This is a genomic window from Dactylosporangium maewongense, from assembly GCF_039531485.1.
GTDB classification, from domain to species: Bacteria; Actinomycetota; Actinomycetes; order Mycobacteriales; family Micromonosporaceae; genus Dactylosporangium; species Dactylosporangium maewongense.
In genome coordinates, this window is the sequence record NZ_BAAAQD010000015.1 from 139,930 (window position 1) to 160,610 (window position 20,681).

General features: G+C 73.3%; 18 protein-coding genes. 6 read left to right on the top strand and 12 right to left on the bottom strand.

Features of this window, described 5'->3' with window-relative positions:
• The first annotated feature begins 261 nt into the window (after positions 1 to 261).
• The gene (locus tag ABD332_RS34010) at positions 262 to 654 is read left to right on the top strand and encodes a hypothetical protein (protein WP_344506505.1); all 393 of its coding nucleotides are present in this window, start codon (positions 262 to 264) and stop codon (positions 652 to 654) included.
• Positions 655 to 714: 60 nt separating this feature from the next.
• Here ABD332_RS34010 and ABD332_RS34015 read toward each other — a convergent pair whose 3' ends face one another.
• On the bottom strand, positions 715 to 2,175 hold the full coding sequence (locus ABD332_RS34015; RefSeq protein WP_344506507.1) for a M28 family peptidase: 1,461 nt from the start codon (positions 2,173 to 2,175) through the stop codon (positions 715 to 717).
• Between the two features lie 144 nt (positions 2,176 to 2,319).
• A complete protein-coding gene (locus ABD332_RS34020; protein WP_344506509.1) occupies positions 2,320 to 5,838 on the bottom strand; it encodes a M28 family peptidase in 3,519 nt (1,172 codons plus the stop codon).
• A 362-nt stretch (positions 5,839 to 6,200) separates the two neighbouring features.
• On the opposite strand from ABD332_RS34020, the gene ABD332_RS34025 reads away from it, so the two are divergent.
• Complete coding sequence (locus ABD332_RS34025; protein WP_344506511.1) at positions 6,201 to 6,746, top strand: hypothetical protein; 546 nt, start codon at positions 6,201 to 6,203, stop codon at positions 6,744 to 6,746.
• A 51-nt stretch (positions 6,747 to 6,797) separates the two neighbouring features.
• Here the strand turns inward: ABD332_RS34025 and ABD332_RS34030 are convergent, their stop codons facing one another.
• The 6 genes from ABD332_RS34030 to ABD332_RS34055 form a co-directional block, all read right to left on the bottom strand.
• The gene (locus ABD332_RS34030; RefSeq protein ID WP_344506512.1) at positions 6,798 to 7,589 is read right to left on the bottom strand and encodes a PH domain-containing protein; all 792 of its coding nucleotides are present in this window, start codon (positions 7,587 to 7,589) and stop codon (positions 6,798 to 6,800) included.
• 167 nt (positions 7,590 to 7,756) lie between these two features.
• Positions 7,757 to 7,981, bottom strand: a complete 225-nt coding sequence (locus ABD332_RS34035; RefSeq protein ID WP_344506513.1) for a hypothetical protein — start codon at positions 7,979 to 7,981, stop codon at positions 7,757 to 7,759.
• Between the two features lie 75 nt (positions 7,982 to 8,056).
• Positions 8,057 to 8,812: an AfsR/SARP family transcriptional regulator gene (locus tag ABD332_RS34040; protein ID WP_344506514.1), complete on the bottom strand. Its 756-nt coding sequence runs from the start codon at positions 8,810 to 8,812 to the stop codon at positions 8,057 to 8,059.
• Complete coding sequence (locus ABD332_RS34045; protein ID WP_344506516.1) at positions 8,809 to 10,608, bottom strand: ABC transporter ATP-binding protein; 1,800 nt, start codon at positions 10,606 to 10,608, stop codon at positions 8,809 to 8,811. Before ABD332_RS34045 ends, ABD332_RS34040 begins: the two co-directional genes overlap by 4 nt.
• The gene (locus ABD332_RS34050; protein ID WP_344506518.1) at positions 10,605 to 11,120 is read right to left on the bottom strand and encodes a thioredoxin domain-containing protein; all 516 of its coding nucleotides are present in this window, start codon (positions 11,118 to 11,120) and stop codon (positions 10,605 to 10,607) included. The genes ABD332_RS34045 and ABD332_RS34050 overlap by 4 nt, the downstream gene beginning before the upstream one ends.
• Positions 11,117 to 11,689, bottom strand: coding sequence for a MauE/DoxX family redox-associated membrane protein (locus ABD332_RS34055; RefSeq protein WP_344506520.1), 573 nt, complete (start codon positions 11,687 to 11,689; stop codon positions 11,117 to 11,119). The genes ABD332_RS34050 and ABD332_RS34055 overlap by 4 nt, the downstream gene beginning before the upstream one ends.
• A gap of 65 nt (positions 11,690 to 11,754) precedes the next feature.
• On the opposite strand from ABD332_RS34055, the gene ABD332_RS34060 reads away from it, so the two are divergent.
• On the top strand, positions 11,755 to 12,207 hold the full coding sequence (locus tag ABD332_RS34060) for a S26 family signal peptidase (RefSeq protein WP_344506522.1): 453 nt from the start codon (positions 11,755 to 11,757) through the stop codon (positions 12,205 to 12,207).
• Between the two features lie 293 nt (positions 12,208 to 12,500).
• Positions 12,501 to 15,287, top strand: coding sequence for an FtsX-like permease family protein (locus tag ABD332_RS34065; protein ID WP_344506524.1), 2,787 nt, complete (start codon positions 12,501 to 12,503; stop codon positions 15,285 to 15,287).
• Between the two features lie 466 nt (positions 15,288 to 15,753).
• Here the strand turns inward: ABD332_RS34065 and ABD332_RS34070 are convergent, their stop codons facing one another.
• The 3 genes from ABD332_RS34070 to ABD332_RS34080 form a co-directional block, all read right to left on the bottom strand.
• Positions 15,754 to 16,434 carry a response regulator gene (locus ABD332_RS34070; protein WP_344506526.1) on the bottom strand — a complete coding sequence of 227 codons (681 nt, stop codon included), beginning with the start codon at positions 16,432 to 16,434 and terminating at the stop codon, positions 15,754 to 15,756.
• The gene (locus ABD332_RS34075; RefSeq protein ID WP_344506528.1) at positions 16,431 to 16,733 is read right to left on the bottom strand and encodes a hypothetical protein; all 303 of its coding nucleotides are present in this window, start codon (positions 16,731 to 16,733) and stop codon (positions 16,431 to 16,433) included. The genes ABD332_RS34070 and ABD332_RS34075 overlap by 4 nt, the downstream gene beginning before the upstream one ends.
• A gap of 159 nt (positions 16,734 to 16,892) precedes the next feature.
• On the bottom strand, positions 16,893 to 18,266 hold the full coding sequence (locus ABD332_RS34080; protein ID WP_344506530.1) for a sensor histidine kinase: 1,374 nt from the start codon (positions 18,264 to 18,266) through the stop codon (positions 16,893 to 16,895).
• 156 nt (positions 18,267 to 18,422) lie between these two features.
• Here ABD332_RS34080 and ABD332_RS34085 point away from each other — a divergent pair, with 156 nt between their 5' ends.
• Positions 18,423 to 19,154: an ABC transporter ATP-binding protein gene (locus ABD332_RS34085; RefSeq protein ID WP_344506532.1), complete on the top strand. Its 732-nt coding sequence runs from the start codon at positions 18,423 to 18,425 to the stop codon at positions 19,152 to 19,154.
• Entirely contained in the window at positions 19,151 to 19,912 is a 762-nt protein-coding gene (locus ABD332_RS34090) for an ABC transporter permease (RefSeq protein WP_344506534.1), read from the top strand. Before ABD332_RS34085 ends, ABD332_RS34090 begins: the two co-directional genes overlap by 4 nt.
• Before the next feature lie 21 nt (positions 19,913 to 19,933).
• Here ABD332_RS34090 and ABD332_RS34095 read toward each other — a convergent pair whose 3' ends face one another.
• Positions 19,934 to 20,677, bottom strand: a complete 744-nt coding sequence (locus ABD332_RS34095; RefSeq protein WP_344506536.1) for an HAD family hydrolase — start codon at positions 20,675 to 20,677, stop codon at positions 19,934 to 19,936.
• Between the last annotated feature and the right edge of the window lie 4 nt (positions 20,678 to 20,681).

Here is a 20,681-nt window from a genome sequence, read left to right on the forward strand (position 1 = left end):
AGAGTCGAGAGCCGAGGCCCGACAGGTAGCCGGTCCTGTCGATCACCGGACCCAGATGACGGCGGCGATGGAGATCAGGCCGGCTCGGCAGACAGGACACGTCCTGAGCGGACAGCATCGCCCGTGCCCCTTGGCGGCATCGAGGCGCGCCACCGTCACCGAGCCGCTTCCCACCGGGCGAGGCGCCCGCGCGACAATGCGGATCATGAGCGACTTCTCCGGCTGCGAGGCAGCAGCGTGTGCCGCGGGGCGGTGGCCTCGATGTTGATCAGGCAGGGAACCGCGCCCTACGGGTGGGGTCTGCTGGTCGTGTCGGACGCCGGCTGCACGTTCGAGAGCCTGCCCGAGCAGCTGCCCGCCGGGTGGCAGTTCGTCGCCGGGGGTGACGTGGTCGTGTTCAGTGTCGAGCACATGCAGTTCGCCGACGTGACGGTCCGGGTCTGGCGGGACCGGCCCGGTCACGGCGACGGCCGGACACCGTTCGCCTCCGTGGCGCTCACGGTGGCGTCCGGCCGGCTGGTCGTCGGGGACGTCGAGCGGAGCCCGGAGGTCACGATGCACGTCGAGCTGGAGCCGGGCACGTACATCATCGATGCCTACTTCGACGTCCCGCTCGGGCCGGAGCAGGTCGATCTGGTGGTGCGCCCGGCCTGAGACCAAGCACGCGACGCCCCAGTCGTCCGACCGGGGCGTCGCGGCTTCCGCGGGAGGTCGTCAGCTGACCGTGACGGCGGTGTCGTCGATGACGAAGGACGTCTGCAGCGACGAGTCCTCCGTGCCGTTGAACTTGATGGTGACGGTCTGGCCGGCGAAGGCGTTCAGGCTGTACGTGCGCAGGACGTACCCGGAGGCCTTGTTCAGGTTGGACAGCGTGCCGAGGGTGGTCGAGCCGGCCGTGATGGTCAGCTTGTCGTACGCCGCCGTGGTGGTCGTCTCGGCGGAGTCGATGTGCGTGTAGAAGGTCAGGGTCGCCGAGCAGCCCGCCGGGATGGTGACCGCCTGGGAGATGGACTCGGTGTGGGTGGAGCCGTAGCCGAGCAGCCAGGCGGAGTACGTGCCGGTGCGGGCGGGCTGGCCCTGCGAGGCCCACTGGCCGATGGCGCCGCTGGTGCCGGTCCACGAGGTGGCGCCGGACTCGAAGCCGGGGTTGAGCAGCTTCTGGCCGCTGCAGGTGCCACCGGTCGGCGGGGGCGTGGTGGGCGGCGGGGTGGTGGAGCCGCCGACCGAGGTCTGCCAGATGGTCGCGGCCACGCCGTCGGCGGCGCGGTTCAGGACCGTGGCGTTGATGTTGCTGGTGGTGTCGCAGGACTGGTGGTAGCAGGAGTCGTAGGCGCTGTTGGCGGTGCCGCCCCACTTCGCGGCCTGCGCGGAGGTCTTGCGGGCGCTGGCGCCGGCGGCGTAGCCGGAGGTCGGGATGCCGACGCGCTCGAAGGAGTAGTCGTCGGAGCGGCCGGCGCCCTCGGTGTTCTCCTCCGGCTGCAGGCCGAGGGAGTCCCAGTACGCTTTCATCGGCGCCGCGGCGGCGGAGGTGATGTGGTTGATGAAGTAGCCGCCGTTGGTCGAGCCGATCATGTCGAAGTTGTAGTACGCCTTGATCTGCGTGCGCTGGGTGCTGGTGAGGGCGTTGGCGTAGAAGGCGGAGCCCTGCAGGCCCTGCTCCTCGCCGGCCCACCAGGCGAAGCGGACGTGCCGGCTCATGGTCGGGTTCTGCTGGGCGAGGACCAGCGCGTTCTCCAGCAGCGTCGCCGAGCCGGAGCCGTTGTCGTTGATGCCCGGGCCGGCCGCGACGCTGTCGAGGTGGGCGCCGAACATGGTGATCTGGTCACTCGGGCCGCCCGGCCAGTCGGCGATGAGGTTGTTCGCCCGGTACGTGCAGCTGGTGCACGTCTGCTCGGCCACCGTGTACCCGGCGGCCTGCAGCTTGCCCTTGATGTAGGCGACGGAGGCGGTGTAGCCGGCGGTGCCGCTGCGGCGCGTCCCGCCGTTGCTGGACGCGATGGAGCCCAGCTGGGTCAGGTGCGCCTGCACGTTCGCCACGGCGATGTCCGGCGCCGCGGCGAGCGCGGGCGTGACACCGGCCGACGGCGCGGCGAAGGCCGGGATCGCCAGGCCCGCGCCGACGAGCAGGAGTGCGGCGGACGCGGTCAGGGTCAGCGCCGCTGAACGGGGTCTCATCAATGAGCTCCTCGATCGGAGTAGGGGTTGCGCGAGATTCGCATACTTCGATCCGACGTCACAAGTGATCGAGGGCATATCAGCCTGGACATACCAGCGGTGGGTGCCCGCCGCAGCCGGGCACCCACCTGTCAGGAGCCAGGGTCAGCAGGCCCCGGCGTCGGTCCAGACCGCCCACGAGCCGGGCGCGCCCGGCTCGGCACCGGTCGAGTACCAGGTGCTGTTCCACAGGCGGCCGTTGTAGGACACGCGGTCACCCGGGACGTACGGGGTCGTGGCGCTCCACGTCGGCACGCCCGAGCAGCCGCCGCCACCGCCGGTGACGGTCAGCGTGTACGTGGCGGTCCGGTCCACCGACGCGCCGTCACCGAGCACGGTGAGCGTGTAGGTGCCCGCCGGTGTCGCCGCGGTGGTGCTGATCGTCAGCGTCGACGCGCCGCCGGACTGCACCGTCGCCGGGTCGAACGCCGCAGTGGCGCCCGCCGGCAGCCCGCTGACGGACAGCGCGACGGCCTGCGGGTTGCCCGACGTGGTCTGCGTGCCGACCGTCACCGTCGTGGAACCGCCGGGCGGCACCGAACCCGAGGCCGGGTTCAGTGACAGCGAGAACGTGTCCTGCCCGCCGCCGTCGACGGTGAGCGTGAACGTCGCCGTCCGGTCGGCCGCGGTCCCGTCACCGAGGACCGTCACCGTGTAGGTGCCGGCGGGGGTCGACGCGGTGGTGCTGATGCGCAGCGTCGACGTGGAGCCCGCCTGTACCGACGCCGGAGTGAACACCGCGGTGGCACCGGTCGGCAGCCCGGACGCCGACAGCGCCACGGTCTGCGCCGAGCCGGACGTCACCTGCGTGGCCACCGTCGTGGTCACCGACCCGCCGGGCGTCACCGAGCCCGAGGTGGGGCTCAGCGACAGGCTGAAGTCGTCGGACGACTGGCCGCCGACCGCCTGGTTCCACACCGCGTAGGCCACCGCGTCGGCGCTGCGGTCCAGCGGTACATCGGCGACATTGCTGATCGTGTCGCACGAGCTGTGGTAGCAGGAGTCGTAGGCCGCACCGGCCGTGCCGCCCCACTTCTGCGCCTGGGCCGTGGTCTTGGTGGCCGAGGCACCCGCGGCGATGCCGCTGGAGGCGATGCCGGCGTTGCGGAACGAGGCGTCGTCGGAGCGGTTGGCGCCCTCGACGTTCTCCTCGGTCTGCACGCCGATCGAGTCGTAGTAGGCCTTCAGCGGCTGCGCCGCCGTGGTGGTGATGTTGTTGATGAAGTAGCCGGCGTTACGGGAGCCGACCATGTCGAAGTTCCAGTACGCCCGGATCTTCGCGCGTTCGGTCGCCGGGAGCTGGTTGACGTAGAAGGCGGAGCCGCGCAGGCCCTGCTCCTCGTCGGACCACCAGCCGAAGCGGACCCGCTTGGTCATCGTCGGGTTCTGCTGCGCCAGGGCCAGGGCGACCTCGAGCAGCACCGCCGAGCCGGAGCCGTTGTCGTTGATGCCGGGACCGGCCGCGACGCCGTCGAGGTGCGCGCCGAGCATGAGCACCTGGTTGGCGTCACCGCCGCGCCACTCGGCGATGAGGTTCACCGAGCCGGTCGTGCAGGACGTGCAGGTCTGCCGGGTCACGGTGTAGCCCGCCGCCTGCAGCCGCTGCTCGACATACTGCAGCGAGGCGGTGTAGCCGGCGCGGCCGGAGTACCGGTTGCCGCCGTTGTTCGTGGCGATCGTCTGGAACTGGGTGAGGTGCGCCCGCACGTTGCCGACGCTGATGTCCGGGGCGGTGCCCGGGTTGCCGCCGCCGGTGACGGTGAGGCCGAGCGTCGCCGTCCGGTCAGCACTGACCCCGTCGCCGAGGATCGTCACGGTGTAGGACCCTGCCGGCGTGCTCGCCGCCGTGCTGATCCGCAGGCTCGACGTGCCGCCCGACTGGACGGTCGCCGGGGTGAACGTGGCGGACGCGCCGGCCGGCAGGCCGCTCGCGGACAGCGCCACGCTCTGCGCGCTGCCGGAGGTGACCGCCGTGCTCACGGTGACCGTGGCGGCCTGGCCTGCGGTGACGCTGGTCGAGGTCGGGCTGACCGTGACCGAGAAGTCGTTGCCACCGCCGATCGGGCACGCCGGCTCACCGGCCGCGGCGTTGACGCTCACGGCGCTCCACGCGGCCTTGACCGTCGCGCATTCGGCGTTGCTGTTCGGGTACAGCTCGACCGCGGCGCGGACGGTCGCCAGCCGGGCGGCGGCGTGGTTCCAGGCCGTGGTCTTGCGGTTGAGCCCGCCGAGGAAGATCCGGCCGGCCTTCTGGATGCCGATGCCCGTCACGGTCGTGTTGTTGCAGGTCGGGCTGGTGGGCTTGCCGCCGCCCGGGTTGCTGCCCTCCGCCAGGAGGTAGAACCAGTGGTTCTGCGGGCCGGCGGCGGCGTGCACCTCGGTGCTCGGGATGGAGCTGCTGTAGCAGTTCGGGTTCCCGCTGATCCGCGACGGGTTGTACATGTACCGGATCGGGCCGGAGCCGGTGAGGTTGACCTCCTCGCCGACGTCGTAGTCCGCGGGGTCGTTCGGGTTGTTGGCGTATGCCTCGGTCAGCGCGCCGAAGATGTCACCGGTCGACTCGTTGAGGCCGCCGTTCTCGTTGCCGCTGCCGGCGCCGCCGGGCGTGGTCTGGAAGATGGCGTGGCCGTACTCGTGCGCGACGACGTCGATCGGGGTCGCCTGGCCGGTGCCGGCCGAGTTGCGGCCGAAGTTGGTGTACGAGCCGTTCCAGTACGCGTTGACCTCCGCCAGCCCGACCCGGGCGGGGTAGCCGCGGCCGGCGCCGTTGATCCCGTTGCGCCCCAGCCAGCTGCTGAGCATGTCCCACTCCTGCTCGACGGCGTACATCACGTCGACGCAGGCGGTCTCCAGGTTGGTGCCCGTCCCGTTGCCCCAGGTGTTGGTGGTCTTGGTGTAGGGCGTGCCGCCCTGACCACCGCAGGAGATCCCGGGCCGGTTCGGGTCGGTCATCGTGTACGACGAGCCGGAGCCCGACGTGTCGATGGTGACCTGGCCGTTGTAGTAGCCGTTGCCGGTCGCGGCGACGACCTCGTCCCAGGTCTCCTCGGGCAGCGCGGCGCCGGTCGTGGCGTCGACGTAGACGTGCAGCTTGCCGGGCTTGCCGGCGGCGGTGCCCTCCAGGACGACCTCGTAGGCGAGCCGGCCTTTGCCGCGGGCGAGGACGACCAGCCTGGGCGGGTAGGCGGTCGTGACCTTCGACAGCTGCGTCTTCGCGGCTTCCGTCGCCTTGACGGCATCGATCTTGGCGGTGGTCGTGACGTCGAGCGCGGTCTCCTGTGCGCCGTTGACGCTCAGCACCGTGCCGTCGGCGTCGGTGACGACGACGAAGTCGCCGCCCCGGACCGGCAGGCCACGGTGGGTGCGCTCGTACGACACGTACCGCAGCCCCTCCTGCCGCACGACCGACCTGCGGTCGAAGCGGTCCTCCGGCGACCGGTGCACCTTGGCGGGCTCGGCGCCGAGGAACTGCTCGGCGGCCACCTCAGGCGCGACGGCGGCCTTCTGGGGCGGGCCGGGGTCCGGCGGGCGGGTCGCGGCGGCCGTCACCATGGTGGCGGCCAGCACGACGGCGACGGCGGCGGCGACCGTCACGCCCCCGCGCAGCGCGAGTGTGCGTCTCACATTGGCTCCTCTTGACGACCGGTCCGGCGGCTGGAGCGGCGGTGGCCGCCCGACCCGGACCGGGATGACAGATGGGGGTTCTGCCTGCACCAGGTCCGCCCGAGGTACGGCGCAACAAGGTGGTTAACTCCTGTTACTAGTTCAGTAACACCCAGCATTCAAGGGGATGACCAGGCACCCCGTCAAGAGACACCGGCAAATGGGCCGCTGGCCGCGGACCGGCGAGGGGCCTGGTGAGCGCCGGCGGGCGCCGGCACCGCGGCGGCATTTGCGCCGGTTGATGCCGCACTCCACGGCATGGCGCCGCTCGCGGATCTCGGGGTCGAGGGCGGGGTGGCGGCCGCCCAGTACGATCTCGTGTTGTGCATGTCCGGGGGATCGCGCAACGTGTCGTGTCGGGGAACCTGGCGGTGCTTGTCGCACTCGCCGCGCTGACCGCCTGCGCCAGGAAGAAGGTGCAGCCGCCGGTGCCGGATCAGACACCCGAGTCCTATGAGGTGCTGGTCGGCGAGTGGCACTCGACGATGACCGACTCCCTGCACCTCGAAGGCATCATGCTGGAGCACCCGATGCCCGAGGTTCCGTGGCCCGCCGGATGGGACTACCGCTTCCGGGCCCGGTGCGACGGCACCGGCGCCCTGCTGTTCAGCGTGCGCGGGAAGCGCTTCCGCAACACGTTGAAGCCGCACTGCACCGGCAAATGGCAGATCGACAGGACATCGTTCCCACCCCTCGTCCACGACGGCGACCGCGACCTCGGCCCCTACACCGTGATCTTCGACGCGGAGTCCACCGTCACCTCCTGGGACGTGGAGGCCTACGCCACGCGGATCTACAACGCCTACGGAACCGCCACCCCGTCGCCGAGCGGCCCCGCCGTCACGGCGTCCGCCGCCGCCACGCCGTAGTCGACAGGGCAGACCGCACGCCCAACTTCGACACACTGCCCCAGGTTCGCGTCATGCCGGGGTGACGGGCGGCTGGAACGGGCGCCCGCCACGGACGGCCGGCTGCACCTTCCATTGCTGGAAGCCGGTCCCGAGGCGGTCGAGCTCGGTCTGGGTGCCGATGTCGGCACGGTGCTCCGGGCGCTCGGCGTAGTGGCGCAGCACGGTGGTCAGGAAGACGGTGTTGACGTGCAGCCGGAACACCGCGATGCGGCGCGAACGCGCGACACCGTCCGGGCCGCGGTGCAGCAGCCGGACCGTCCACCGCCCCGGATGCGGACCGCCGGGCAGCAGGTCGTCCCACCGGATGTCGTGCGTCCGGAAGACGTTCCGCACGGTGACTCCGGCCGGGGTCAGCCGCAGCCCGGCACCGGGCAGCCACAGCAGCGCGAGCGCGGCGAGGACCATCAGTGCGGGGAGGGCGATGAACCCCTGCAGGACCGGGTCGGTGGGCAGGCCGATCCGGTCCGTGCCCGGCACCCTGTCGAACGGAAACGTGTTCGCCGCCTGCGACATCAGCGCGATCGCCAGGAAGCCGGGCAGCACCGGCGAGCCGGGAGCGACGAACGCGGCCCCGTCGCGCTGGAACGTCGCCGGTGCGCGCAGCTGCCGGCGGGTCAGCCACAGGTACACCAGCAGCGGGCCGAGCAGGGCGACCCCGGCCGTTCCGAGGCTCACCCAGATGCCGGTCGACGCGGGCTCGATCCGCCAGAACATCGCCTGCAGCACGAACCTGTGCACCCAGACCGCAGCGAACCCCGCCGAGGCCACGACAGTGGCGGTGACCCTCCAGGCGAGCGGCATGCCCGGATCGTAAGTGGTCACCCGGGGCGCAGACAGCCTCCGAACGGCTCAGGAAGCAATCCTGCTCACGTTCAGCGACATCGGCGATGCGGCGCACGTCCGGCGGACAGTGCGGTGGGCAGCCTGCCGATCGCAGGCCGCCCACGTCCGTGCCCGTGACGCCGCGATCAGCAGCAGCCCTTCCAGCTGTTGATCAGCTGGCCGCCGACGCCGCCCTGGTAGACGCGGCAGTAGGCGCCGCACTGGTAGTACTGGTAGCACTGGCTGCCGCCGCACCCGGTGTAGCGGTAGACGCAGTAGCCGGCCTGGTCGCCGACGCACGCCGACGCCTTGGCGCCCGGCAGGAGCGCGGTGAGCATGCGGTCGCCGAGGCGGGTGAGGGTCTTCGTCATGGCCGATGCCACTCCCTTCGATGGTCCGACACGGTGCCGGCCGAGTTGACCGTCACGGCGGCCGTTAACGTTTCGCTAACGGCCCTGGTCGCGTTGGATCGCCCCGGCGAGCGTCCGGAGCCGCTGCCCCGGGACGATGCCGAGCTCGTCGGCGAAGAGCCGCCGGATCTCGTGGTAGGCGCCGAGCGCGGCCGCCGGGCGCCCACCGCCGAGATGGCCGCGCATCAGGCATTCCCAGGCCCGCTCGCGGAAGGGTTGCCGCAGCACGAGTGCGTCCATGGTGCTGACCGCCTCGTCGTAGCGCCGCAGTGCCAGCAGCGCCTCGGCCAGGTCCTCGAGCGCGCACATCCGCCGCTCCTCCAGCCCGGCCGCGGCGGCCTGGATGGCCGGGGCGGGCACGTCACCGAACGCCGGGCCGCGCCACAGCTCCAGCGCGCGCTGCAGCAGGCCGATCCGGGTCGCGGCGCCGTCCGGTCCGGGATGGCGGGCGGCCTCGGCGGTCAGGCCGGTAAAGGTCGCCAGGTCGGTGCGCGCGGTGCCGGCGTCGAGGCGGTACCCGGGTGCCTGGGTCTGCAGCGCCCCGCTCGCCGGGCAGCCGCCGGCACGGGCGAGCTCGCGGCGCAGGGCCCAGATGTGGCCCTGGACCTTCGTGACCGCGGTGGCCGGCGGCGCGTCGGGCCAGATCGAGTCGACGAGCTGGTGCACGGGCACGACGGCACCGCGCTCCAGCGCGAGGGCGGCGGTGATCGCGCGGCGCCCCGGGCCGCCGACCGGCACCGCCTGGCCGTCGACACGGATCTCGATCGGGCCGAGCAGGCCGATGGCGATCATGGGGCGGGCTCCATCTGGTAGCCGCCCGCCTGGAGCCGGAACATCGCCGCGTACCTCCCGTCCGCCCGCATCAGCGCCGCGTGGTCGCCGTGCTCGACGACGACACCGCCGGCGAGGACGGCGATCGTGTCGGCGTCGCGGACGGCGTTGAGGCGGTGCGAGATGAGCAGGCAGGTCCGCCGGCCGCGCAGCGCCGCCATCCGCCGGTGGACCTCGTGTTCGGCGTGCACGTCGAGCCCGGCCGACGGCTCGTCGAGGATGAGCAGGCCGGCGCGGTCGCGCAGGACCGCCCGGGCGAGGGCGAGCCGCTGCCACTGCCCGCCGGAGAGGACGACGCCGGATTGGGCGTCGGACTCGCCGAAGGCTCTGGTGAGCGGGGTGGCGTACCCGAGCGGAAGGCGTTGCAGCGCCTCGTCGATGCCTGCCTCTGCCGCGGCGGCGCGCAGCCTGGGCAGGTCGCCGGCGGCGGTGAGGTCGCCGACGGCGATGTTGTCGGCGGCGGTGAACTCGTAGGCCATGTAGTCCTGGAACACGGCGCTCATCCGCTCGCGCAGCCGGGCCGGGTCGAGGCGGGTGATGTCGGTGCCGTCCCACAGGATCGTGCCGCGGGTCGGCGGGTAGAAGCCGCACAGCAGCTTGACCACCGTGGACTTTCCGGCGCCGTTGTCGCCGACGAGGGCGAGCGACCGTCCGGCGCGGACGGTGAACGACGCGCCCCGCAGGATCCAGTCATGCCGCTCGCCGTACCGGAACCACACGTCACGGAACTCGATGGTGGGCACGTCGCCGTCGGACGGCGCGGCGGCCGGCACCGGATCGGCCGCGCCGGCGGAGGTCACGGCGACGTAGTGCCGGAACAGTGTCAGGCACTCCCCCGCGGCGGCTAGCTCCGCGACGACACCGGCGAGGGTGCCCTGCAGCGCGGCCAGGGCGGCGACGAGCACGGACAGGTCCCCGACCGTGCCGTGCCCGGCGGCGACCCTGCCGACCAGCACGGCGAGCGCCGCGGCCGACACCATCCCACCGAGCAGCGCCAGGCTCCCGTCGACGCGCAGGGCCAGCCGGTCGGTGCCGCGCTCCGCCGCCTGCGCACCGCGCAGCTCGGTGAGCATGCGGGTCCGGAAGAAGGTGGCCAGGCCGTACAGCCGGATCTCCTTGGCGGCTCGCATGTCCAGCAGCAGCTCGGCGTAGAAGACCTGGCGGCGCACGCCGGGCGTGATCCGCACCAGCGTGTCGCTGCGGTGCCGGCTGAGCCGGAGCTGGGCGATCAGGGCCGGCACCGCCGAGGCGACCACCAGCACGGCGACCAGCGGTGACCCGGCGACGAGCGTCGCGGTGAAGCCGGTCAGCGTGACGGCGGCCTGCGCGGTGGACAGCACCGACCCGGTCAGCTGGGCGGGAGCGATCTGGCTCGCCTGACGGGCGAGCTGCAGCCGGTTGTGGAAGTCCGGGTTTTCGAGCTCCGCCAGCCCGGCCGGGCGCGACACGGCGGTGAACAGCTCGACCTGGGTCCGTAGGGTGACCCGGCGCGCGATCTCCTGCTCCGCGTACCGCCCGGCGTGCCCGGCGACCGCCCAGGCCGCGGCGGTGCCGGCGATCCCGGCGACCGGCCAGGCGAGGTGTGACCCGCCGACGCTGAGCTGGTCGAGCAGCAGCTTGGTGCACCAGGCGACGACGACGGGCGCGCCGCCCCCGATGAGCATGGCCGCGATCCGCAGCGCCGCGGCCGCCGGGGCCGATCGCAGGTACAGCGCGGCGGCCATGGCGAACAGTCGCACCGGTCCGGGCTCGTTCACGGCCGCACCGGCAACCGGAGGTCGTCGACGGTGGTGCCGCTCGCGGCCAGGATGCCGCCGTCGTCGTAGTACAGGAACGTCGGTGTGCCAAGGACGCCGAAGGCCACCATGAGCTCGCCGGGTCCCGGTTCGGTGACGACCTGCCCGGCAGGCCGCAGCACGGTGGCGAGCGCGGCGACGTCCTCGCCGGGCGTGGTCGTCACCACGGACAGGATCTGCACACCGTCGCGCCGCAGGTCGGTGGCGCGGCGGGCGAGCCGGTCGGCCTGGTCCGGGCAGTACTTGCAGGTCGTGGAGAAGAACGCGAGCAACAGCGGACCGCTGGTCCGGCCGGTGATCCTGTCGACCTGCCCGGCGGGCAGGGCGCTGCCGAGCGGCGGCCCGACCGCCGCGGGGCCGGGGTCGCGGTGCTCCTCGATGGCGCGCAGCCGGCGGATCACGGCGGTGGTGAGCAGCAGGTCGACCGCGACCGCGACGGTCAGCACGGCGACGAGGGCGTACAGCAGGGTCACGGTTCCTCCAGGGGTCGGCGTGGCTGCCCGGGGCGGCGCAGCAGCCAGGCGAGGGTGTCGAGGTGCACCACGGCGGCGACCGCGGCGACCGCGGAACAGCCGTTGACGAGCAGGCCGGCGGCGGACCAACCGGCCGGGTCGAGCAGGTCCGGCGCCGACACGGCGACGGCGCCGGCGGTGGCGGCCTCGACGGCGAGGACGCCGGCGCGGATCACGTGCCGGCGCGCGACTCGCGCCCGGGACGGCCCGAAGCAGTGACAGGCGGCGGCGGTGCCGCCGGCGAGCGCCCGGGCAAGGACCGCGGCGAACGCGGCGAACATGACCGCGGCACCGGCGAGCGCGGGTGCGGCAAGGACCCGCGGCGCGAGCAGCGCGCCGGTGAGCGCCGCCGCGAGGACCGCTTCGGCGAGGACCACGGCGGTGGCGGCGGGTGCCGCGAGCCGGGCCGGCAGGCGGCCGAGGTCCGCCGTCGCGGCGGCGAACCCGGTGAACGCGGCGCGGCTGCGCACCTTGGCCGCGGCCGACACAGCGAGCGCGCCGAGGGGCACGAGCACTAACGCGACGAGCATGGCCGACCGGCCCGGGCGCCCGCGGTTCGTTGACAGGTCCGGATAAATCCGTCGATACTCCACGAATGGTGCTGGCAACCCTGGCCGGCTGCGTGGTCCTGCTGCTGGCCGCCGGCGTCGTTGTCGCGCGGCGGTCGCTGCTGGTGGTGACGGTCTGCGGCGGCAGCATGGCGCCGACCTACCACGACGGCGACCGCGTCCTGGTCAGCCGCCGGCGCCGGCCGGCCGCCGGCATGGTGGTGGTGCTGCGTCAAGGCGACGTGGCGGCCGAGGCCGCCACGTTGGCGGCACACCGCAGCGACTATCTCGTGAAGCGCCTCGCCGCGCTGCCCGGCGACGCGGTGCCGGCGGCCGTGCGCCCGGCACTCGGCACGCAGAGTCCGGACCTGGTGCCCGAGGATGCGGTGGTGGTGCTCGGCGACGACGCGGACAGCATCGACTCGCGCGCCTGGGGCTTCCTGCCGCTGCGGCTCGTCGTCGGTGTGGTGGTTGCAGACCTTCGGACGGCCGGCCGCTGACCGGCAACAGCCGGACAGGACGGCGGGCCGCCAGCTCCCCCGTGGCAACGCCCGACTCCAATCATGATGTTGTGATGTGATCGCTCACATCATTGGCCGCCATGCAACACCTTCCCTCGTTGGGTGTCAATGTCTAACCAGACAATCTCGTTGTCGCGAGGGCGAGCGTGATTGACACCAATGGTGTGAGCGATAACATGCCGAAGGGAGCACGAGGACGGGGGCAATCGATGCTTGGCATGGCCGCGTCGCAATGGCGGGTCCGCTTACGGCGGTCTATTGCCCTGCTTTCGATGATCACCGTCGCGGTGGTCGGCTTCACCCTGCTGACCGCGGCCGCCGTCACGGCCCGGCTCGACGCCGGCGGCACCGTCGAGGCCAACTTCCGCCCCGCGTACGACATCCTCATCCGCCCGACCGGCAGCGTCCTGCCCCTGGAACAGCAGCGCAACCTGGTGCAGTCAGGTCAGCTCGCCGGCCTGCGCGGGGGCATCACCGTCGAGCAATGGCACCAGATCCAGAACGTGCCTGGCGTCGCCGTCGCCGCACCCGTCGCCGTCATCGGCTACGTCATCCGGACCGTCCCCGTCACCGTGCAGCTCGGCGCCGACCTCGACCCGGCCGCCGAACGGCAGGTGATCAAGGTGCAGCCGACCTGGGTCACCGACGCCGGCCTGTCGCGCATCCCGGACGGCGCGGCCTACCTGTACTCGACCCGCAACGTGCTGCACCAGAAGCAGCTCAGCGAGATGCGCAGCGGCGAAGGCGTCCCACCCGCCGAGGAGGTCGACCCGGGCGGCGGCCGCCAGCCGGTCTGCCCCGTCGTGCAGTCCGTGGGCGAGCGGGACTTCATCGACCCGACCGACCTGCCAGGCCGCTCCTCGCTCACCTGCGTCGGCGGGCCCGGCTCCCGCGACGTGTTCGGCAACCCGGTCGCGCCGGTGGTCACCCTCGCCTGGTCGGTGCCGTTCCTGATGGCTGCCGTCGACCCTGCGGCCGAGGCCGCCCTCGCCGGGCTCGACACCGCGGTCACCTCGGGCAGGTACTTCACCGCCGGCGAGCAGCCCGCCCAGCGCCGGCTCGACGGCATGCCCTACCCCTACGACTCGCTGCCGATCCTCGTCGCCGACAAGCCGCAGCTCGACGCTCAGCTCGAACTGCAGATCCAACGGCTCGGCGGCGCGTCCGTCGAGCTGGTCCGGGCCGGCACCGACAACCGCGGCCTCCGCGCCGCGCTGGACGGCCAACCGGGCACCCGGGTCGCGACCCGGACGGTCCCGATCGACGGGCCGTACCAGGACATGGTCGACCGGCTGCGCCACCCCTTCCAGAGCGGTCCCGACGACATGGCGGTGTCCAACACGCTGTGGCTGGACCGGTTCTGGACCGTCGGACCCGCCAGGACGACCCCCGCCGGCGACGGCCTGCGGACCGAGCCGGTCCCCTACGACCTCAAGATCTGGGGGCTCGGCGCCGACGCCGGCGACAGCGGCCACCCCGTGCCGATGGAGTTCGCCGACACCGGCGTGCGGGGCGCCGTCGCCGCACACCCGAACATCACCGCCGAGCACGACATCCAACCCGGCGACATCGCCATGCCGGACGTCGCGCTCGACGCCGTCGGCACCTTCGACCCGTCCCGGGTGCGGCTGGGCGGCGCGCTCTCCGCCGTCCCGATGGACACGTACTTCAACCCCGGAGCCGAGGGTGCCGACGACGCATCCCGCAAAGCCCTGAACGGCCGGCGCCTGGAGCCGAACGCCAACGTCAGCGGACTGCTCAGCCAGCCGCCGCTGATGCTGACGACGATGGGTGCGCTGCCGGTCGTCTTCGGCCCCGATGGGTACGGCACGAAACCGGAGTACCCCGAGTACCAGCTCAACCGCGCGGCCCCGATCAGCATGGTGCGGGTCCGGCTCGCCGGCACCGTCGGCATGGGCGCCGCCGACCGCGAACGGGTCCGGCTCGTCGCCGAGCAGCTGGCCCGCCGCACCGGGCTGCAGGTCGACATCACCCTCGGCAGCTCACCCACCGGCGTCACCGTCCAGTACCCCGCGGGCAAGTTCGGGCGACCGGACCTCGCCGTGTCCGAACCGTGGGTCAAGAAGGGCGTCGCGGCGGTCCTGGTCCGCGCGGCCGACCGCAAGAGCGTCCTGCTGTCCGGCCTCGTGCTCGTCGTGTGCGCCCTCGCCGTGCTCAACGCCACCAACGCCGCCACCCGCGCCCGGCGCACCGACCTCGGCGTGCTCGCCTGCCTCGGCTGGAGCCGAAGACAGCTGCTCCAACTCCTCCTCACCGAGATCACCGGCATCGGCCTGGCCGCCGGCGTCGCTGGGACCCTGCTCGCCGTGCCGCTGGCCGCGGCGTTCGGGCTCGACATCGGCTGGCTCCGCGCCCTGCTGGCGATCCCCGTCGCGCTGCTCCTGGCCGTCGCGGCGGGGCTGTGGCCGGCGCTGCGCGCGGCCAGACCGGACCCCGCGGTGGCCGTCCGGCCCGCCGTGTCGGCACCCTCCGCCCGGCGCCGCAGCCCACGGCGGGTCACCGGCCTCGCCCTATCCTACCTCGCACGGACACCGGGCCGGGCCGCCCTGGGCGCCGGCAGCCTCGCCATCGGCGTCGCCGCGCTCACCATGCTGCTGGCCATCACCTTCGCGTTCCGCGGCGCGGTCGTCGGCACACTCCTCGGCGAGGCGATCGCGGTGCAGGCCCGCACCGTCGACTACCTCGCCGTCGCCATCACCATCGTGCTCGGCATCGCGTCCGTCGCCGACGTGCTGTTCCTCGGCGTCTCCGAGCGCTCCGGCGAACTGGCCCTGCTCGGCGCCGCCGGCTGGCACGACGGCCTGCTGCGCCGCCTCGTCGTCACCGAGGCCGTCGCCATCGGCGTGCTCGGCGGCGCCACCGGCGCGGGCCTCGGACTGGGCGCCGCGGCCCTGTTCGCCGGCGCGCTCACCGCACCACTGGTGTGGTGCGCGGCGACCGCCCTCACCGCGGGCGTCGCCGTGTCCGCGGTCGCCGCGACGGTACCGATCGCAATCCTCCGTCGCCTGCCCATCGCCCAGCTCCTGGCCGAGGAGTGACCGCGCTGACAAGGCCTTCCCGCAGCTCAGGTCGACTCACCGTCGGTAGGCAGCCGGCCGGTGCCACGACAATCCGACGACGGACTCGAAGACAGGGTTCGTGGACCGTGTGCTGGCGCCGAGGGTGATGAACGCGCTCGGGCTGCCCGCGTCGGATGCGATGTAGGCCAGCGTGCCATCGGCCTCAATGCCGCCAGACCGGCCACGACAAACTGCCACTCAGCGTCGTCATCCCTGTGGTCGTAGACAGCGGGGTCGTCGCCGACGGTGTCAGTGGCCCAGGCTCGGTCACAGGCCCGCTCGGGCCGGCTCAACGGGTGGAGGGGACCAGGTCCAGGATCGAGGCCAGGCCGCGGTCGCCGGTGCGGTGCCGATCGTGATCCTCCACCGACAGCCGATCGCCCAGCTCCTGGCCGAGGAGTGACCGCGCCGCCGGGTCGTTCTGGATGCGGATCAGGGCACGGCTTCAGGGAGCCAGGCCGGCGCGGTGCGCGATGATGACCAGCTGGATGCGGTCGCGGGCGTCGAGCTTGTGCAGCAGCCGGGCCACGTGGGTCTTGGCGGTGCCGGCGGTGATGTGCAGGCGTAGCCCGATCTCGGCGTTGGTGAGCCCCTCGGCGACCAGGGCGAGCACCTGCCGCTCGCGGTCGGTCAGGCCGCCGAGCGGGTCGGGCGCCGGTCTCGGCCCCGGCGGCACGGGGGCGGGATCCACGGAGGCGGCGGACGATGCGGCGAAGGTGGCGATCAGGCGGCGGGTCACACCGGGCGCCAGGAGGGCGTCGCCGGCCGCGATGACCCTGATCGCCGCGTGCAGGTCCTCCGGCGGCGCGTCCTTGAGCAGGAAGCCGCTGGCCCCCGCGCGCAGCGCGCCGTAGACGTACTCGTCGAGGTCGAACGTCGTCAGGATCAGCACGCGGCTGGCCGTCGAAGCGGTGATCCTGCGGGTCGCCTCGATGCCGTCCAGGACGGGCATGCGGATGTCCATGAGCACCACGTCGGGCGCCAGCCGGGTGACGACGTCGACGGCCGCCAGCCCGTCGGCCGCCTCGCCGACCACGGTCAGGCCGTCGCCGGTCGCCACGATGCCGCACAGCCCGACGCGAACGAGCGCCTGGTCGTCGGCGACGACCACCCGGACCTCGTTCACCGCGCCGCCGCACCCGTCAACATCCCCGCCACCGCCGCCGCACCCTCAGACCGCGCCGCCGCACCCGTCAGCATCGCCACGACCACTGCCGCGTCCTCAGCCGGCACGCAGGCAACCTCCTCTCCCGCCACATCCATCACGGTCGTCGCCGCCACCACGGCCGCGCCCTCAACCATCACGCAGGCAACCTCCTTTCCGCCCGCGGCCAGCACGGTCGCCGCCGCCGCTGCCGCGCCCTCAGCCGGCACGCAGGCAACCTCCTCCCCCGCCACATCCATCACGGTCGTCGCCGCCACCACGGCCGCGCCCTCAGGCGGCACGAAGGCAGCCCCTCCCCGCCACGTCCATCACGGTCGCCGTCGACACGGCCACACCCTCAACCGGCACGCAGGCCGGCACCGGCGGCGGCAGCAGCAGGACGGGATGCGTCCTTACTGCGGCCACCACCCGGGCCTCGGTCACCGTGCCACCGTGTCCGTCAACGTCCCTGCCGCCGCATCCGTCGCGGCCTCCGCAGCCGTCACCGGCCCGGCACCCGCCGCCACGCCCAGCCGGGTGCCCGCCGCCACGCCCGGCCCGGTGCCCGTCGCCACGCCCAGCCCGGTGCCCGCCGCCAGGCACGGCCCGGCACCCGCCGGCACGCCCGGCCGGGCACGTGCGGCGGCGTCCGGGACGGCGTCTGCCGGTATCGGCAGGGCGGCGCGGACCATGAAGCCTCCTAACGGGGGCGAGGCGGTGGACAGGGTGCCGCCGAACAGGGCCGCGCGCTCGCGCATGCCGCTCAACCCGTGTCCGTCGGCGGCAGGGTCCAGGACCTCCTCGGCGCCCCGGCCGTCGTCGGTGACCTCGACGGTGACCTCGGCGCCGGTGTAGGCGACCGAGACCCGCGCGCGGGTCGCCGCGGCGTGACGGATGACGTTGGTCAGGGCCTCCTGCACGATCCGGTACACGGTCAGCTCCAGGCCGGCGCCGAGCGGGCGCGGGTCGCCGGTCACCGCGAGGTCCACGCGCACGCCGGCCGCCTCGGTCTGCGCCGCCAGGCGTGGCAGGTCGGGCAGGCCGGGTGCGGGCGCGGTCGCGGCGGGCCGCTCGTCACGCAGCGCGCCGAGCACCCGTCGCAGCTCCGCGAGGGACTCCCGGCCGGTGGTCTCGATCGCCGCGAGCGCGTCGGACGCCTTCGCCGGCTCGCGGTCCAGCATCAGCCGGCCGTACGTGGCCTGCACCGTGATCACGCTCATGCTGTGGGCCACGACGTCGTGCAGCTCGCGGGCGATGCGCAACCGCTCGTCGGCGCTGCGGCGGGCCGCCCGCTCCAGCTCGGCGTCCGCCTGCCGGGCCCGGTGCCGCAGCAGCTCCTCGGTATACCGACGGTGCTGGTGCACCATGAAGCCGACCAGCCACGCCGCGACGAGCAGCAGCGCGAACGGCAGGACGCCGCCGACGTGCCGGAACCCGGGCAGTGCCGTCGCCACGGGACCGGTCAGGCCGGCCACGAGCGCGAGGACGGCCGTCCGCCCGCGGTGCCGCTCCGCCACCCGGTACAGCGCATACGCGGCCGGTACAAGCGCCATCCACCCGAGCCGGCTCGACAGCGGGCTGAGCCAGAACACCGCGAGGGCGGCCAGCGACGCGGTCAGCGGGAACCGGCGCGCGAGGGGCAGGACCCCGCACGACACCGCCAGCGCGGCGACGGCAAGCCACCCCGGGTCGGCCTTCACCGCGATGATGCCGCCGGCGGGAACGGCATACAGCAGCGCGGCGACGACATCGACAACGAGCCAGTGCCAGGGCCGCAGCCGATGCCGCAGCGGCGGGCGCAGCTCGGTGGTCATGTCGCCGAGCGTACGACCGGCACCCGCCACCGTCGTCCTCCCCAGGGTGTATGCCGCGCGGCAGACAACCCGGCCATTCGGCTGGTGCGGTAGCCCGCGCGGTGGGGGTACGAGCGGCAGACGACACCGCGGCTGCCCGCTGCGATCGTCGACGGCATGATCGAGGTTCGACAGTTGAGCAAACGCTACGGCGGCAGCACCGTCGTGGACGCGGTGACGTTCGACGTGCGGCCGGGCCGGGTCACCGGGTTCCTCGGCCCCAACGGCGCGGGCAAGTCCACCACCATCCGGATGCTGCTCGGCCTGACCACGCCGACGGCAGGGCGGGTCACGTTCGACGGCCGGTCGCTCCGGCTGATGGAGACGCCGCTGCGCGAGGTCGGTGCGCTGCTGGACGCGGCGACCGTGCACGGCGGCCGGACCGCGCACGCGCACCTGCGGTGGCTCGCCGCCAGCAACGGGCTGCCGAAGCACCGCGTCGGTGAGGTCCTCGGCCGGACCGGCCTGGAAGCGGTCGCCGGGCGGCGCGTGCGGGGCTACTCCCTCGGCATGCGCCAGCGCCTCGGCATCGCCGCCGCGCTGCTCGGCGACCCGCCGGTCCTCATTCTCGACGAGCCGGTCAACGGCCTGGACCCGGAGGGCGTGCACTGGTTCCGGACGCTGCTGCGCGACCTCGCCGCCGAGGGCCGCACGCTGCTGGTGTCCAGCCACCTCATCACGGAGATGGCCCTCGTCGCCGACCATCTGCTCGTCATCGGCGCCGGCCGGCTCCTGGCCGACCAGAGCATCCAGGAGCTCACCCGCGGCCACGCCACCCTCGAGGACGCGTACTTCGCCGTCACCGCAGCGTCGACGCAGTACCGCGCGAAGCAGGGAGGCGCGCGATGACGGTGCTGCGCCGCACGGCCCACGCGGAGTGGATCAAGCTGTGGTCGGTCCGGTCGACGTGGCTGGCGGTCGCCGCCGCGGCGGTCCTCGCCGTCGGGCTGTGCGTCACCGGCACGATCGGCACCGTGCCGGCGTCGGACCGGGCCGCGTTCGACGCCGTCGGCGCCGCGTTCGGCGGGCTGACGTTCGCGCAGCTGGCGTTCGGCGTGCTCGGCGTGCTCGCGGTGACGACCGAGCACGCGTCCGGCACGATCGTGCCGACGCTGGCCGCCACCCCGCGGCGGGGTGTCGCGCTGCTGGCGAAGCTGCTGGTCACGGGCGGCGTCACGCTGGTGCTCGGCGAGGCGCTGGCGTTCGGGACGTTCCTGCTCGGCCAGACCCTCCTGGACCGGCACGGCCTGGGTGTGCGCCTCGGCGACCCGGGCGTGCTGCGGGCGGTGAGCAGCGCCGGGCTGTACCTGTTCGTGATCACCATGGTCGGCTTCGGTCTGGGTGCCCTGCTGCGCCAGCACGCGGCCGCCATCGCCACCCTGTTCGCCGTGGTGTTCCTCGCGTACGGCGCGGCGCGGGCCCTCGAAAGCTGGTCCTACCTGCCGTCCCGGCTGCTGCTGTCCAACGCCGGCGACGTCGTCGGCCAGGTCCACGCGACCGCGGCGAAGCCGAGGCTGCCGTCGCTGCGGATGGCGTACGCGGACCTGGCCCTCTACCTGACGCTGGCGCTCAGCCTGGGTTGGTTCCGAGCCCGCAGGGACTCATAGGCGACCAATACCACAAAGCGGTCACCGCACCGTGGGCACCAGGTCCAGGACCGGAGCCAGACCGCGGTCTCCGGTGCGGTGCTCCGCCGGCAGGATGAAACAGCGCAGCCCGGCGGCGGAGGCGCCGCCGTCGCGGACAGGGTTGTCGCCGACCATCAGCGTCGCCCGGGGGTCGGCGCCGAGGTCCGCGCACGCCTTGCGGAACAGCTCCGGGTCGGGCTTCTCCCGGCCGGCCTCGTAAGACAGCGCGTACGTGTCGACGAGGTCGCCGAGGCCGAAGTGCGCGACGTGCGCCCGGATGTCCCAGGCGATGTCGCTGACCACCCCGACCCGGACACCGCGCGAACGCAGCCCGCGCAGGACGAAGCCGGTGTCCTGGTAGGGCACCCACGACTCGGTGTGGATCATCCGGGCGTGCGCGGCCGCCTCGTGACCGCGCAGGAACGGCACCGCGGCGAACCAGGCGAGCATCGCCGAGCGGTGCCGGTCGGCGGACAGGTCGCGGCCCGCCTGCACGGCGAGGACCTCCGGCAGCTGGTAGGCGGCGGCGAGATCGGTGAGCGCCGCCGCGAGCACGGCCGGGTCGTCCAGCAGAGAAGCCCGGCCGGTGTCGGCGGCGATCAGCCGCAGCCACTGCTGGGCGTCGATCATGTGGAAGATCGTGTTGGCGAAGTCGAAGAGCACCGCCTGCACCGGCGGCACCGGACCTGCCTGCGCGGCGGGGTCGGTGCTGTACGTGGAAGGCGTGTCGAACAAGGTGCGCATCGGC